General features: G+C 27.9%; 10 protein-coding genes. All 10 read left to right on the top strand.

The window, feature by feature from the left end; genetic code table 11:
* The first annotated feature begins 48 nt into the window (after positions 1 to 48).
* The 10 genes from VJY38_RS01630 to nirD all read left to right on the top strand — a co-directional run bounded on the left by VJY38_RS01630 (position 49) and on the right by nirD (position 16,621).
* Positions 49 to 285 carry a hypothetical protein gene (locus VJY38_RS01630; RefSeq protein WP_353678924.1) on the top strand — a complete coding sequence of 79 codons (237 nt, stop codon included), beginning with the start codon at positions 49 to 51 and terminating at the stop codon, positions 283 to 285.
* A 1,271-nt stretch (positions 286 to 1,556) separates the two neighbouring features.
* Positions 1,557 to 5,285 carry a PAS domain S-box protein gene (locus VJY38_RS01625; protein WP_353678923.1) on the top strand — a complete coding sequence of 1,243 codons (3,729 nt, stop codon included), beginning with the start codon at positions 1,557 to 1,559 and terminating at the stop codon, positions 5,283 to 5,285.
* A gap of 534 nt (positions 5,286 to 5,819) precedes the next feature.
* Positions 5,820 to 7,142, top strand: coding sequence for an MFS transporter (locus VJY38_RS01620; protein WP_353678922.1), 1,323 nt, complete (start codon positions 5,820 to 5,822; stop codon positions 7,140 to 7,142).
* A 17-nt stretch (positions 7,143 to 7,159) separates the two neighbouring features.
* Positions 7,160 to 10,675 (top strand): molybdopterin-dependent oxidoreductase, encoded by a 3,516-nt coding sequence (locus VJY38_RS01615; protein WP_353678921.1) that lies wholly within the window; start codon positions 7,160 to 7,162, stop codon positions 10,673 to 10,675.
* 9 nt (positions 10,676 to 10,684) lie between these two features.
* A complete protein-coding gene (locus tag VJY38_RS01610) occupies positions 10,685 to 12,112 on the top strand; it encodes a rubredoxin (protein ID WP_353678920.1) in 1,428 nt (475 codons plus the stop codon).
* Between the two features lie 107 nt (positions 12,113 to 12,219).
* The gene (locus VJY38_RS01605; protein WP_353678919.1) at positions 12,220 to 12,462 is read left to right on the top strand and encodes a MoaD/ThiS family protein; all 243 of its coding nucleotides are present in this window, start codon (positions 12,220 to 12,222) and stop codon (positions 12,460 to 12,462) included.
* Positions 12,463 to 12,894, top strand: a complete 432-nt coding sequence (locus VJY38_RS01600) for a molybdenum cofactor biosynthesis protein MoaE (protein WP_353678918.1) — start codon at positions 12,463 to 12,465, stop codon at positions 12,892 to 12,894.
* An 11-nt stretch (positions 12,895 to 12,905) separates the two neighbouring features.
* Positions 12,906 to 15,455, top strand: a complete 2,550-nt coding sequence (gene nirB / locus VJY38_RS01595) for a nitrite reductase large subunit NirB (RefSeq protein WP_353678917.1) — start codon at positions 12,906 to 12,908, stop codon at positions 15,453 to 15,455.
* Between the two features lie 4 nt (positions 15,456 to 15,459).
* Entirely contained in the window at positions 15,460 to 16,272 is an 813-nt protein-coding gene (locus VJY38_RS01590; RefSeq protein ID WP_353678916.1) for a uroporphyrinogen-III synthase, read from the top strand.
* Positions 16,259 to 16,621, top strand: coding sequence for a nitrite reductase small subunit NirD (gene nirD, locus VJY38_RS01585; RefSeq protein WP_353678915.1), 363 nt, complete (start codon positions 16,259 to 16,261; stop codon positions 16,619 to 16,621). The genes VJY38_RS01590 and nirD overlap by 14 nt, the downstream gene beginning before the upstream one ends.
* Positions 16,622 to 16,715: the final 94 nt, after the last annotated feature.

Raw genomic sequence — 16,715 nt, 5'->3', positions numbered from 1 at the left:
AATTAAAGAAATGGCTAATTTATTCTACTCACAATAAAAGTGATAATCGTGAGAACGAGAAAACTTAAAAGTAATTTTATTATTGAATTGATACGTGCAATACAGCCCAGGGCAGTAACATTAGCTTGTGTGTTCTTTTGTATTATTGGACAATTTGGTTTAGCTATTTTTTGTGCTATCCTTTACTTCGCTCTTTTTTTCATAAGAGCTATTATTGACACTTATTTTGAAAAATCAACAGAAGGACTTAAAAATCAAAATGAAAATCAAAACAATACTGTATAAAGCACAGTAATGTTTTTTAATAAAAATCAGACTTAACAATGTTTAATAGAATCTTATATACCTAAATTCGTTATATCATATTACTTTAATCAATAAAAAATTTTTTTTAATTCTGGGGCATTTAAAACCTTATTGAATAAAATAGTAACAAACATATTCAAGAGTTTGCAAGAATATTATGAATTAAATAATACTTAGATGAAGTAAGATTTTTAGAAAGATCAGGATTTTTAATTTTACTGCATATAAAAAATTGAATTACAAGGTGACTTCTCATTTGAAACTGTAAAGAAAGTCTGGAAAGTAAAAGAGATTCAATTTTTGATTTTAATAAGAATATAGTTTAAAGAGACCGTTGATTATTGATTTGAAAAATGAAAATAAGTGTAATCTTTTTTAGTTTAGTTTATTTAGAATATCTTGGTGATAATTATATAAATAGATAAATGATTAAGTTCATTGAACTTGAACAGGTACAGATTACGAGTAGATCAACACTGGAGAGTGTTAATCGAACCTGTCTGCCTTTGGCAGACTATAGTAGAATTGTCCGATAAGCTTTGCTCCCTAACGAGATTTTCGTAAATAAAGTCACTCCTAAAAATCTTTAATGGATTTGATAATTTTAAATAATATTCAAGTGTTAATCGAATTTACCTGCCTTCAGTAGGTTTACACCTGCCTTTATGAAATCAAGTTGAAAATGAATTCATCTTAATGAGAGAAATAATGTTATAATTATTGTAGGATTTAAAGTGATTTTATTTTTATTTCATTAATCATAAAACTCACAAAATAGGTATAATTAATTCCAAGCTTTAGTACTTTGTGTTTTTACGAGCTCACGCAGGTTCAGTATGGTTAATTCTCAATGTGGAAAATAGTCGCAGATCTCATAGAAAATCAAAACTTCATATACATCACAATCTAATTTATTTTCTTGTTGGACTAGTAAACCAATTGCATGTTTTTCCGAATATAAATTGTTTTATCAAGGATGTACATGTTCAAACTAATATTAATGTCTAAGGTGATGTTTTTTATTGTGTTTCTGACTTAGCTTATTTATAATTTATTCCTGAAATTACATTGTTGTTAATCATTTAATTACAAATAAATACATTTTGTAAGAACTTATTCAAATAAAGTTATGTTTTACTACATTGTCTATAATTTTAAAACTAATTAATTTTTAAGCAGGGTTAATTAAACCAGATAAAATAAAACAACTCATTTTCGATAATAATAGTGTTAATACTATAAATTAGTCTATGTTTATTATTCAATTAATTTATAACCTTTCTATTCTTGTTGCAGCAAGTGTTATATCGAATTTTATTGATGTAAGATGGAATAAAAATTCTGTTTCTGGTAAAATTCTTCAGGGAATTTTGTTTGGTTTCATTTCTATACTTGCAATGCAATATCCATTTGTATTAACCAGAGGAATTATATTTGATGGTCGATCTGTTGTTCTGAGTATCTGTGCTCTGTTCTTTGGTCCAGCATCAGGTTTTATAGCTGGTATTATGGCAATTTTAATGAGAATCTCCATTGGAGGTGCTGGTGCTCTAATGGGGGTTTCTGTAATCTCTTCTTCTGTACTTATTGGATTAATTTTTAATCGACTAATCAAAGAAAATAAAATCACTCTTAATAATTTTACACTTTATCTACTGGGTCTTATAGTTCATACCATAATGATATTAATGATGTCATTGTTGCCTTCAAATTATACAGTGCATGCATTAAAAACTATTGGAATAACTGTTATAATTTTTTATCCTGTTGCTACTGTATTAATAGGTAAAATTTTACTCGATCATGAAATAAATCTAAAAACTAATAAAGAATTAAAAGAAAGCGAAGAACGTTTTAGATTACTGTTTGAAAATAGTGCTGATGGAATAATATTAGGTTCACCAGATGGTTCTATATATGCTGCGAATAAAGCTGCATGCAATATTTTACAAAGAAGCGAAGAAGAAATCTGTCTACTTGGAAGAGATAAAATTGTTGATATGACAGATCCTAATTTGAAAAAACTATTTGAAGAGAGAAGTAAATATGGTAAAGCTGAAGGTGAACTTCATATAATTAGAAAAGATGGTACAAGAATTTTAGTAGAGGGTTCTTCTACATTATTTACAGATAAAAATGGTAAACTGAAAACAAGCTTGATTTTTAGAGATATAACTGAAAAGAAAAAAGCAGATGAAGAGATAAGAAAACTAAGTCGTTTGTATGCAGTACTAAGTGATATAAATCAGATGATTGTAAGAACTAAAGATATTCAGAAAATTTATGATGAAACATGCCGAATTGCAGTTGAAATTGGAAAATTTAAATTTGCGTGGATTAGTGCTGTAGATAATAAAAATCAAAAAGTTGTTCCAGTTGCTTTTTTTGGACCCGATAAAAGTTATTTAGATAATCTAAATATTGATTTGACAGACGAAATTAGAAGTTCAGGTCCAACAGGTAAGGCTGTTAAGTTTAAAAAATATTTTATTGCAAATAATATTGAGCAAGATCCTCAAATGAAACCATGGCGTGATGCCGCAATGCAATATCAATATAAATCGTCAGCATCTTTCCCTATCATTACAGATAATAGTGTAATTGCAACATTAAATCTATACTCAGAAGAATCATTTTTCTTTGATGAACAAGAAATAAAATTATTAGATGAATTAACAAAAGATATTTCATTTGCTATACAATCCATCGAAAATGATAAACAAAGACAGCTGGCTGAAGAAAAAATTAGAGAAAATGAAAGATTCTTATCTACATTAATTGATAATTTGCCTGGATTTATTTATCGATGTGCTAACGATAGAGATTGGACTATGCTTTATATTACAAAACAATGTGAAGATGTTACTGGCTATAAACCCGATGAGTTTATAAATAATCGTGTCCTTGCTTTTAATGATATAATTCATCCTGATTATAGAGAATTAGTATGGAATAAGTGGCAAGAAATCTTAAAGCAGAAAAAATATTTTGAATATGAATACCCCATTATTACAAAATCAGATAATATAAAATGGGTTTGGGAAAGAGGTAGAGGAGTTTTTAATGAAAATGGTGATCTTCAATATTTAGAAGGTTTTATTACAGATATAACAAAAAGAGTGCAATTAGAAACAGAACTTAAAGAAAATGAAGAGAAGATGCGTCTTCTTGTTGAAGGTACATCTTATTTCTTTTTCTATACGCATGATCTGGAAGGAAGAATTACTTATATATCTCCATCTGTAGAAAAAATTACTGGTCATAAAGTAGAAGAATGGCTAAATCAGAATCATTGGTTTTTAACAGATTCACCTATTAATGAATTAGCAAAAGAAAATACAAGAAAAATGCTAAGAGGTGAACAAGCAGAATATCCTGTTTATGTAGAAATTTATAATGCAAAAAACGAAAAATTACTTCTCGAGGTTTTTGAAGTAACCCATTATAAAGAGGGCAAAATAATTGGTCTTCATGGAGTAGCAAGAGATGTTACTGCACAGAAACACGCCGAAGATGAAATTCGTAAATTATATTATGCTATCGAGAAAAGTCCAGTTTCTATTTTTATAACAAATATTAATGGTGAAATAGAATATGCTAATGAAAAATTTTTCCAAATAACTGGATATTCAAAAGAAGAATTAATTGGGAAACATATAAGCATAATACGTTCTGGTTACCACGACGATGAATTTATAAAAAATTTGTGGAATACTATTCTTCAAGGTAATGAGTGGCGTGGTGAAATATTAAATAAAAAGAAAAATGGCGAAACTTACTGGAACCTTGTCCATATTTCTCCATTAACAGATAAAAATGGAAAAATTACTCATTTTATTTCAATACATGAAGATATTACGGACAAGAAAAAAGCAGAAGAATTATTGGAGAAAAGTGTTATTAGACTAAATAGAGCAGAAATAGCATCCAAATCTGGTAACTGGGAACTTAACCTCGAAACAAGAAAAATTGTAGGATCAAAAGGTGCACAATTAATATATGGAATTGAAGGAGATGAGTTTGATTATGAGATTATAAAAAAAGTACCTTTGCCGGAATATCGTAAGATGCTCGATGATGCATTGAAAAATTTAATTGAAAATAACATTCCTTACGATGTTGAATTTAAAATAAGAAAATTTGATACCGGAGAAATTAGAGATATACATTCAGTTGCTCTATATGATAAAGAAAGAAAAACTGTATTTGGTATAATTCAGGATATTACAGAAAAGAAAAAAATGCTCGAAGAATTAATTAAAGCAAAAGAACGTGCAGAAATCTCAGAAAAAATTAAAACTAACTTTTTAGCACAAATGTCTCACGAAATTAGAACTCCTATAAATATAATTATGGGGAATATGTCACTAATTAAAGAGGAAGTATGCAGTGAAAAAAGATCAGAAATTTGTGAATTATTTGATGGAATTGAACTCGCAAATAAAAGAATCATGAGAACAATTGATTTGATATTAAATATGTCTGAACTACAAACAAAATCCTATGAACCAATTTTTAGAGAAATTGACCTTGAAACAGATGTATTAAAAAATCTAATTGATGAATATAAATTAATGGCAGAGAAAAAGAAATTAGAATTAATATTTATAAATAAATTAAAGAAAAGTAGAATTAAAGCAGATGAATATAGTGTAACACAAATATTTGCAAACCTTATTGATAATGCATTGAAATATACAAAAGAAGGGAAAGTAGAAATTATCCTGAATGAAAATGAACAAAAAGAAATTTATGTTGAAGTTAAAGATACTGGAATAGGAATGAGTGATGAATATATGGAAAATTTATTTAAGCCCTTTAATCAGGAAGAACAGGGTTATTCAAGAACTTATGATGGAACTGGACTTGGACTTGCTCTCGTAAAAAGTTATTGTGATTTAAATAATGCAAAGATCGATGTAGAAAGTAAAAAAGGAATAGGTACAACTTTTAGAGTTACTTTTCAAAATATTAATTAAATTATTAACACACTTCCTTAAATAATTTCCAGGATAAATACCTTAATCTAATAAAACATTTTGCCTGCATGACTCACAACCGAATAATCTTTCCCATTAAATAAAAAGTATCAAGATTAAGCAGGAATTAATATTCTAATTTTTTAATCCCCAAAACTATTCAATATAATTTTTCATAAGAGTATGAATAAAACTTGACATCTAATCTTAATTACTTTATATTTGTAGGTGAAACAGCATAATAGACTATTTTATTAAGGGATATAATTAAATACAACTAAATTATTAAGTTTATAAATTGAGGTTGCCTTATAAGTTTTTTAGTTCTTAAATAAAAAAAGCAGGTAAACTAAGCTATTATCACTATTGTTAACGAACTTGCCGGTCCGTAATAGTGATAATTAATAACTATATAAGAAAGTATAATCCTTAAATGGATATAGCTTTCTTATAATTAGGCTTTTTTGTTTACCTGCTCGAATTAAATATAAGTATTTTGTAATTCATAGACAATAACTAATAATGAGGGGGAATATGAGTTATACAAAGCCACTGGATAAATTAAACTTATTTGACCTTTCAAGTGTACAGATGAAAACTTTTCATATTGTTTGGGTTACTTTCTTTACTTGTTTTTTTTCATGGTTTGCTATTGCACCATTAATGCCAGTTATAAGAGAAGAATTAAAATTGAGTAAAGATGAAATTGGTAATATTGTCATAGCTTCTGTATTTGCAACTACATTTGCTCGTATAATTATAGGAAGAGTTTGTGACTCCATAGGTCCCAGATTAACACATGTAATGTTACTAATAATTGGTGCCATTCCGGTTTTACTGGTGGGTTTAAGTTATAACTATATATCATTGTTAGTATTTAGGTTATTAATTGGGATAATTGGTGCATCAATTGTAATTACCCAATTTCATACAACTCAAATGTTTGCTCCTAATATAGTAGGAACTGCAAATGCATTAACAGCAGGGTGGGGAAATTTAGGTGGAGGAGTAGCAAATCTTATTATGCCTATAATTTTTACAGGTATAATATCGTTGGGTTTTACAAAGTTTGTTGCCTGGCGTATAGCTATGATTATTCCTGGTATCTTACTATTGTTGATGGCTTATATTTATTATAAATACACCCAAGATACTCCTTATGGGAATTATAAAGATCTTAAGAAAATAAGAGACTCTAAAAAAACTGGTCAAGTAAAATTTATAGAAGTCATTAAGGAATATAAAGTATGGTTATTAACACTTGCTTATGCAGCAAGTTTTGGAATAGAGATTACATTCGATAATGTAGCTGCTATTTATTTTGTGGATTATTTTGATGCTAATTTAATTCTGGCTGGTACACTTGCAAGTCTTTTTGGCTTAATGAACATCTTTGCAAGATTTTTAGGTGGCTTTTATGTTGATAAAGTAGGAAATAAATATGGAATTAAAGGGAAATGGATTTTTTTAGGTATACTATTACTTTTTGAAGGCTTTGGAATATTTCTATTTGCCAATACACACAATTTATCATTGGCTATTATTTCAATGTTTACATTTGCCCTATTTCTTAAAATGGCAAATGGTGCTAATTATGGAATTGTTCCTTTTATAAATAAAAAAGCAACGGGTACTATTAGTGGTATTGTAGCTGCAGGTGGAAATGTGGGGGCTATTTTAGCAGGTTTCCTTTTCAAATCAAATTCTATCAGTTATAAAGAAGCTTTCTTGATTATAGGTATAACAGTTTTTGTGATAGGATTAATATTTACTGTTTTGGTTATGAAGTTATTGCAAGAGAGTAAGAAAGAAATTGAACAATCTGAAAATTTAGTAATTGAGCCTATAAGTGATTAAATAAAAAAGAGGTTTTTATGGGAAGTAATAGTTATAAATCTACTTGTTGCTACTGCGGCGTTGGATGTGGTATTGTAATTAAAAAAATATCTGAAAACAAAATTGTTGTTGAAGGCGATTATGATAATCCAGTCAATCGAGGAATGCTTTGTTCGAAAGGGATTAATCTGAATTTTACAGTTAATGATGTATCCGATAGGTTAACTTATCCAATGATGAGATTGTCACGTAATCATAAACATGAACGAGTTTCCTGGGACGATGCTCTTGAGAGAATAGCAAGTGTGTTTAAAACATTAATCAAAAAATATGGTCCGGATTCGATCGGATTTTATGGATCAGGACAATGCTTAACAGAAGAATATTATCTTCTAAATAAATTGGTTAAAGGGTTTATTGGTACAAATAATATTGATACTAATTCAAGATTATGTATGAGTTCTGCAGTATCGGCTTATAAAATGGCATTAGGAGAAGATGCTGTACCTGTTTGTTATGAAGATATTGAATATGCTGATTGCTTTTATATAGTTGGGGCAAATCCTGCATGGTGCCATCCAATATTATTTAGAAGAATTGAAAAACATAAAGAGAATAATCCTGAAGTAAAAGTAATAGTTGTTGATCCGAGATATACAGATACTTGCTCAATTGCTGATATACATTTACAAATAAGACCAGGCACAGATATATTTTTGAATAATGCAATAGGACGTTGTTTAATCGAAATGAATTTTATAGATAAAGATTTCATTGATAATCATACAGAAGGATTTGATGATTATAAAAATTTAGTAATGAAATATAGCGTAAGTGAAGTATCTGAAATTTGTGACATTCCTGTCGAACAAATATTTAAAACAGCAGAATTTATTGGGAAATCAAAAGGCTTTTTATCTCTCTGGGCAATGGGATTAAATCAAAGTAGTATTGGAGTTAAAAAGAATTTGAGTCTAATAAATTTATCACTGATTACAGGTAAAATTGGTAAAAAAGGTTCCGGACCATTTTCTTTAACTGGTCAACCTAATGCAATGGGAGGAAGAGAAGTTGGTGGTATGTGTAATTTATTGCCCCATCATAGAGAATTATCAAATCCAGAACATCGAAAATTTTTACAGGAATTTTGGGATTCAAAAGAAATTAGTCCAGTTCCAGGACTTTCAGCAACAGAGATGTTTGATGCATTAATTACCGGGAAATTAAAAGCAATTTGGATTATTTGTACTAATCCGGCAGTAACTCAACCTGATTCAAGAAAAATTGCAAAGGCATTACAAATGGCAAAATTTGTTGTAGTCCAGGAAATATCTAAAAATGCAGAAACTATTAATTATGCAGATGTGATTTTACCAGCTGCTACCTGGGCTGAAAAGGAAGGTACAATGACAAATTCCGAAAGAAGAATTTCATATTTATCTCAGGTTGTTTCTCCGCCAGGCGAAGCCTTACCTGATTCAGAAATAATAATTCGTTTTGCACATAAGATGGGCTTTGAAAAAGCATTTAATTATAAAAGTGTAAGCGAAATTTTTGATGAACATTGTAAACTATCTAAAGATACAAATGTTGATATATCAGCACTTAACTATGATATTCTCAAACAAGTAGGTACAGTACAATGGCCATTTAAACAGTATAACGATTTCCATACAAAAAGATTATTTACCGATCATATTTTCTATACACAATCAAAAAAGGCTAAAATTTATCCAGTAGATTTTGAAGTTGAATCAAAAATTACAAATGAAAATTCTTCCTTAATTCTCACAACAGGAAGAATTCGTGACCAGTGGCATACAATGACTAAAACTGGAAAGATAAATAAACTTAAACTGCATTCACCTTATCCTTATTTAGAAATTAATAAGTCTGATGCAAAAGAAAGAAATATAAATGATGGGGATTTAGTAGAAATATTTAATAATAGAGGGAATGTTATTGTAGAAGCAAAACTAACTGATGATATAAAAAAAGGAGTGGTATTTCTACCTATGCATTATGGTAAAATTCTGGATTCTGATTTATGTAAGACAAATAATCTAACTGATAATAAAATAGATCCTATTTCTAAAGAACCTGCACTTAAATTTACATATGTTGAAGTAAAAAAATACATTAAGCCAAAACAAAAAATTATTCTGATTGGAACAGGTATTGCGTCATATAATTTTGTTAAGCACTATACTGGTTTGAATAAGAATGATGAAATAATAGTTTTTTCAGAAGAATGCTATTCATCTTATAATAAAAATTTATTACCAAATTATTTCTCTTCTAAATTAAACTGGCAAAGTATTAGTATAAAAAATTCTGATAACAAAAATAACTTTATACTTAAAAATGACGTAGTAATAACAAATATTATAAAAGATAAAAAAATTGTAGTGGATACTTTTGGTAATGAATATGATTATGATATTTTAATTTTAGCTACAGGTAGTAAGCCTAAAAATTTAGAATACTTTGATTTTAGTAAAGAGGGAATTTTTCATTTAATTACAACTAATGATGCAGATAAAATTCATAAATATTGTAAACAGAATTCTCAAGTTGTTATTGTAGGGGGTGGATTCTTAGGAATTGAATTAGCATTTGCATTATTTGAGAAAGGGAGCAATGTAAGTATAATTCATAGAAACTCTCGCCTGATCGATAAATATCTTGATTTCCACGCAAGCCAAATTTTGTTAGATGAACTTTTAGAAAGGGGAATAAATGTCTATTTGAATAATGAAATTGATTTAATTTTTGGAAAAGAACAAATCTCTGGAATTAAACTGAAAAGTGGGCACTATTTGGATTGTGATATTTTGGTCATTGCAACAGAAACTGTTCCTAATATTGAACTCGCAAAAAGGGCAGGTTTAAATTGTAAAAAAGGTATTATAGTAAATGAATACCTGCAAACATCAGACACTTCAATTTATGCTATAGGTGAAGCAGCTGAGTTTAATAATATTTGTTATTCCAACATCTTAGCAATTAAAGAACAATCAGAAATACTTGCAAAACATATTTCAGGTAATATGAGCTTTATTTATGAAGGCTCATTATTAACTAATACAATTAAAGCTAATAACTTTAACTTAGCTTTTATGGGGTTAACTCAAAATTTATATGATAATAAGGATTATGAAGAAATTATGTTTATAGATAGAAAGAGAAGATATTATAAAAAATGTATAATTCACAATAACAAACTAATCGGAGCTATTTTAATAGGTGATATAAATAAATCTAATGAATTTAAAAACCTTATAAAAAATAAAATCGAACTATCTGAAGAAAAAAGATCAAAGTTATTGATGACATCCGACGGGACGATATTATCTGATCTTAAAGTTGTTTGTTCTTGCAATAGTGTTAGTGAATCGTCACTTATTGATAAGATTAATTCAGGTGTATCCAGCATTGATGACTTATGCAATATAACAGGAGCTGGAACAAATTGTGGCAGTTGTATTCCTGAAATTAAAAAATTGTATAAAACATATAGTAAAAACAATGTTAATCAGTTTGTTAGTTTATGAGAAGTTACTATGAAAAGAAAACAAATTATAGTTATTAATTTCAAAGGTGGAATTGTTTATACAGAATTACTCCGTACTATAATTAGTATTGAAAATGTAAAATTTTATTTTGGATGCAGACAAAATTTATATTTAGTAATTAATTCACATCAGGTAGATGAAATTTATGAACTTCTCAAGCAGAGAAATATAAATTGTTTTCTTTATAAAGAAGGTTATTCAAATATTGTTAGTTCTTATTTAGCAATTGATATTTTTGATACAAATGCCTGGTTAACAGAAAGTATTTTTGATGAAATATTAGATAGTTTTGATCTCTACCATAAACTAAAAATTAATATTGTTAATTTAGAACAAAATTTTGTATCACCTTTTGATGCCGATTTATGTTTCATTCCATCTAAATATCCCAATTTCTGGTATTTATTAATTAAAAATCCAGAAAGTAAAAAATTCTTTTTATGGTTTAATCTAATTTATAGCACAGATTTAGGATTACTGGCAAAAGAAATTGAAAATTATATTTGGCTTACAGGTGATTATAACATTAATAATATTTACAATGCAATTAATAACAAAATAAAATACATTTTTATTGAAAAAAATGTTGAACCTGATTTTAAAATTCACTCTCAATACCACTATAAAAATAACAATTCGTGGATTGAACTTTATAATTCAAAAAACTTATATGATTTTTTGAAGCTTGTTGTAGATGAATGTTTATTAAATAAAATTAACAAAATTTATTTTACTACAAAAAGAACCATAGTTATAAAAAACTTAACCGAAGATGATTTATATAAATGGAAAATTTTTATAGGTAAACATAACTCTATTATTAAACTACAAGATTTAGAAAGTAACTGGAAGTATAAAGATTTTGATAGAAGAGCAGAAAGATTAAAATCATACTTAATAAAAGAATTATATAAGAATAATATTAATTGCCAGAATATAACATTTTCTATTGTAAGTGATGAAAACTATGAATTAATATCTGATATAATAATTAAGATTAAATATTTATCTCGTTATATTCCATTACTCAAATATTATGAAATCTATTATTTAGAAAAAAATACCTTTCCGAATTTTCACTACACATCGTTTTATAGATGTTTATTAAAAAGCAATTTGATAAATGTCATCGAGTATCTTTATAAAAAATATTACGATGATTTATGGAGAAAATTATTTACTGAAGAAAATGTAATTAAAAAACCTGCACAGATAAAACAATACTGGGTTCCAGGTAAAATTTATTATTGTAAAGACTGTCTAACAGTTTACGATCCAGAAGTGGGCGATTCTATCAATAATATTCCACCAGGTACTAAATTCGAAGATTTACCAGATTCATATATGTGCTTTGTATGTTCGGCTCCCAAAAGTAATTTCGATATAAAATTGAAAACGATGAAAAAATTTGAATAATAATATGATTCTAATTACAGTGAATATTTATAGTAAATATTTATGATGGCTTATTGTATAAGATAGCATTTATTCAAATACAAGATGTATTATAAAAAGGAAAGCTTATGAAAATAACAATAAAAATATTTGCTGGTTTAAGAGAATTTATACCAGATGAGTTTAATATTAATGTGGATAATAATTGTACTGTAGAACAACTTAAGAAATTGCTTATAAAAAAATTTCCAGAGGCAAGTAAACTTCTTAATAGTTCAAGATTTGTAGTAAATGAAGAATTTGTTGACAATAAAGAAGTAATAAACAAAAATGCTACTGTATACATTATTCCACCTGTAAGTGGGGGTTGAATGAAATATCTAACTAATAAAAAAATTAATCTGGAAAAAATATTCACAAAAATATTTCGATATAACGGAGGTGCTATCGTAGTATTTTTAGGTAAAATTAGACCATATAATAATTCAAAATCTATTAAATATATTTTTTATGAATCATATGAAGTAATGGCAGAAAAATTAATTCAAGAATATATACAATTAGCAAAATATAAATGGAATTTATCTGATGCCCTGATCATACATAGAATCGGGAAAGTTAAAGTTAATGAGATTTCTGTAATTATAATTACACAACATGACCACAGAAAAGAAGCTTATAAGGCAAATTTATTTCTAATAGAAAAAATTAAACATGAAATTCCTATATGGAAATGTGAGTATTATGAAGATGGCACATATGAATGGAATACTAATCAATCTGGAAAAATTTTAAAAATATAAAAGGAGGGTCTATGAACTTAATTACAAAAGATAAACCTAAAATTATCATAATCGGAAACGGTATGGTTGGATATAAATTTTGTGAAAAACTTATTGAAAAAAGTGGCAAAGATTATTTTGATATTAAAATTTTTGGAGAAGAACCAAAGTTAGCATACAATAGAGTTAATCTAACCAAATACTTTTACGATAAAAATGAAGATGATTTTATATTAGCACCAGAGGAATGGTACAGAGAAAATAATATAGATGTATATATTAATAATCCCATTATATCAATTATCCCGGAACAGAAAAAAGTAATAGATAAATATGGAAATGAATACAGATATGATAAATTAATATTGGCTACAGGTTCAACTCCTTTTATACCTCAAATAGAAGGTATAGAAAAGGAAGGAATTTTTGTCTATAGAACTATTACTGATCTAAATAATATAGTTAGATATGCAGAGAATTCAAGAATTGGTGCAGTTTTAGGTGGAGGCTTATTAGGACTTGAAGCAGCTAAGTTACTTGTAGATTTGGGACTGGAAACTCACGTTATAGAATATTCATCTCGTTTAATGCCACGCCAGCTTGATAGTGAAGGCTCTAAAATCCTAAAATCTAAAATTGAATCTATGAATATTAAAGTTCATTTAGGCAAATCATCTAAACAAATTTTTGGTAATGGCAAAGTTGAAAAATTAGTTTTTACCGATGAAACGTTTTTAGAAGCTGATTTATTAATTGTTGCAGCTGGAATTCGCCCTCGAGATGAATTGGCAAGAAAGGCAGGTTTATTGGTGGGCAAAAATGGTGGTATAGTAGTGAATGATTATTTACAAACATCGAATCCGGATATTTATGCAATTGGAGAATGTGCTTTGCATAATAATAAAATCTATGGACTTGTTGCTCCTGGTTATGCAATGGCTGATGTGGTAGCATCTAATATTGTTGGTTACGATAAAAAATTTGTTGATTATGATATTATTACAAAATTAAAATTGTTATCCATTGATGTCGTAAGTTTTGGAGATGCAGTTGATGAAAAGAATAATAGTTATTCGGTTGTTTATAATAATTTCTATAAAGGAATTTATAAAAGAATAAATATATCAACTGATGGTAAATATCTTCTTGGAGGAATTTTAATAGGTGATATTAAAGATTATAACAACTTAATAAATTTATATAAGAACAAAAGCATTATCACAGGTAATCCAGAAGATTTAATTCTTACCAACTTATTACCAAAAGAAAATAGTGATAAAGGAATTTCTATTTTGTCTGAAGATGCTATAGTATGTTCTTGTGAGGGAATTCCGAAAAATAAAATTTGCAATGCTATCTTAGAATATAATCTTACAGATGTTAATTCAATTAAAAAGATAACGAAGGCAGGTACTGGTTGTGGTGGTTGTACACCAGTACTTAATGATTTATTGAATATGACATTGAAACAAATTGGTATTGAACGAAAAAAAATCTTATGTGAACACTTTAAATATTCACGTCAGGAATTGTTTCATATTATTAAGATTAACCGGATTAAAACATTTGATGAATTAATCAAAAAATATGGTTCTGGTACAGGTTGTGAAATTTGTAAACCAGCTATTGCATCTATACTTGCAAGTTTATGGAATGAAAATATTCTTAGCGAAAAAAATAGACACTTACAGGATACAAACGATAGATTTTTAGCAAATATTCAACGTGGTGGAACTTATTCTGTTGTCCCTAGAATTCCTGGTGGAGAAATAACTCCAGATAAATTAATAATTCTTGGCAAAATTGCTAAAAAGTATAACCTTTATTGTAAAATAACTGGTGGTCAGAGAATTGATATGTTTGGGGCACATCTAAATGATTTACCTTTGATATGGAAAGAATTAATTGATGCTGGTTTTGAAAGTGGGCATGCATATGCTAAAGCAGTTCGAACTGTTAAAAGTTGTGTGGGTTCTACCTGGTGCCGATTTGGTGTACAAGATTCTGTAAGTTTTGCAATTAAGATTGAAAATAGATATAAAGGAATAAGGGCACCTCATAAAATTAAAGGAGGAGTATCTGGTTGTATAAGAGAATGTGCTGAAGCACAAGCTAAGGATTTTGGTATAATTGCTACTGAAAAAGGCTGGAATTTATATGTATGTGGTAATGGAGGTGCTAAACCTCAGCATGCTGTTCTATTAGCCGCTGACCTCGATGAAAACACCTGTATTAAATATCTTGATAGATTTCTGATGTTTTATATAAGAACCGCCGATCCATTGACAAGAACCGCAACTTGGTTGAATAATTTAGAAGGTGGCATTGATTACCTAAAAGATGTAATAATAAATGATACTTTAGGTTTTTGTGAAGAGTTAGAAAAAGAAATGCAAAGTCTGATTGATTCATATAAATGCGAATGGAAAGAAGCTATAGAAAATGAAAACATTAAAAAGCATTTTAAACAATTTTATAATTCAGATGAAAAAGATCCAACTTTAGTTTTTAAAGAAGTCAGACAACAAAAGATTCCCGAAGGTTGGGGGAATATTTATAGTATGGAAAAATTTGAAGTGTAAAACGATGAACAAAAAAACAATTGCAATTTTAGAAAACAGAGCACAAAGGCAACTCGCAAATTTAATATTGAAAAATGGCTGGTCTCCTATCCTTGCACCAGTTATTGTAGAAGTACCTGATATAAATTTAGTAGAACTTAAAAACATTGTTACTCAATGGGAAAATAAACCACCGGACTTTTTTATCTTTCAGACTGGTGCAGGTGTTAGATATTTATTTGATGCTCTTGAGAAGCTTGGTTTACTACAAAAGTTTTTTGATTACTTAAAGTATGCTAATATAATTGTAAGAAGTATAAAACCAGCAGCAGTATTAAAAACTTATGGAATAAGTCCAACAGATTATACCGAAAATCCGTTTACTACAAACGAAGTTATTTCTTTATTAAGTAAATATGATCTGCAAGGTAAACACGTTTTTATCCAGGGTTATGGAGAAAAAAATAACTTATTGATTGATTTAATTAAAAACAAAGGTGCTGATGTTATTGAAGTTTCAGTATATAAATGGGATTTGCCAGAAGATTTAGAACCTATTATAAATTTTTTCCATTTATTAAATGAAAACAAAATTGATATTGTAGTTTTTACAAGTGCTGCTCAGGTTATAAATTTAATTAAAATAGCCGATAAACTAAATAAATTAGAAGATCTGAGAAGAAATTTAAACAATACAAATATTGTATCCATTGGACCATATTGTTCTTCTGTGCTAAAACAATTTAATATAAATGTAACAAAAGAAGCTAACCCTCCAAAAATGAATTTTATAATTAATGCTATAAAAGAATTAGAGGAAAACTATGACAAATTTTAATGACGACAAAATCTGGATCCATGCTTGCAAAATAGATGATGTCCCGGAAAATAGTGGTATATGCTTAAAATATATGGGAAAACAAATTGCACTATTTAATTTTACTTCTTATGGTAAATGGTTTGCTGCACAAAATATGTGTCCACATAAAAATCAATTTGTTTTATCAAGAGGGATTTTAGGAGATAAAAATAATGAACCAAAAATAGCATGTCCGTTACATAAAAAAACTTTTTCACTTATAAATGGTAAAAATTTAGAAGGAGAAGATTATGAAATTGAGATTTATCCTGTTAAAATTGTAAACCAATCAATATATATTGGGATCCCTCAAAAAGTTAAGTATTAATTTACAAAATAAAATTTTTGTGGAATTTTGAATGATTTTGTTTAAAGAAAGTTATTCCAATTTTTATTCAAATTACTAATTAATCTTTAGTCTG

The sequence above is a fragment of the Rosettibacter firmus genome (assembly GCF_036860695.1).
Taxonomy (GTDB): Bacteria; Bacteroidota; Ignavibacteria; order Ignavibacteriales; family Melioribacteraceae; genus Rosettibacter; species Rosettibacter firmus.
Note: the sequence above shows the minus strand (reverse complement) of the source record. Positions and strands in the feature narration are given on the sequence as shown.

What these genes read in the sequence shown, in the direction of transcription:
- VJY38_RS01620 (WP_353678922.1), top strand. Translation starts at nt 5,820, where the DNA reads ATGAGTTATACAAAGCCACTGGATAAATTAAACTTATTTGACCTTTCA.
- VJY38_RS01590 (WP_353678916.1), top strand. Translation starts at nt 15,460, where the DNA reads ATGAACAAAAAAACAATTGCAATTTTAGAAAACAGAGCACAAAGGCAA.
- VJY38_RS01605 (WP_353678919.1), top strand. Translation starts at nt 12,220, where the DNA reads ATGAAAATAACAATAAAAATATTTGCTGGTTTAAGAGAATTTATACCA.
- nirD (WP_353678915.1), top strand. Translation starts at nt 16,259, where the DNA reads ATGACAAATTTTAATGACGACAAAATCTGGATCCATGCTTGCAAAATA.
- nirB (WP_353678917.1), top strand. Translation starts at nt 12,906, where the DNA reads ATGAACTTAATTACAAAAGATAAACCTAAAATTATCATAATCGGAAAC.
- VJY38_RS01625 (WP_353678923.1), top strand. Translation starts at nt 1,557, where the DNA reads ATGTTTATTATTCAATTAATTTATAACCTTTCTATTCTTGTTGCAGCA.
- VJY38_RS01610 (WP_353678920.1), top strand. Translation starts at nt 10,685, where the DNA reads ATGAAAAGAAAACAAATTATAGTTATTAATTTCAAAGGTGGAATTGTT.
- VJY38_RS01615 (WP_353678921.1), top strand. Translation starts at nt 7,160, where the DNA reads ATGGGAAGTAATAGTTATAAATCTACTTGTTGCTACTGCGGCGTTGGA.
- VJY38_RS01600 (WP_353678918.1), top strand. Translation starts at nt 12,463, where the DNA reads ATGAAATATCTAACTAATAAAAAAATTAATCTGGAAAAAATATTCACA.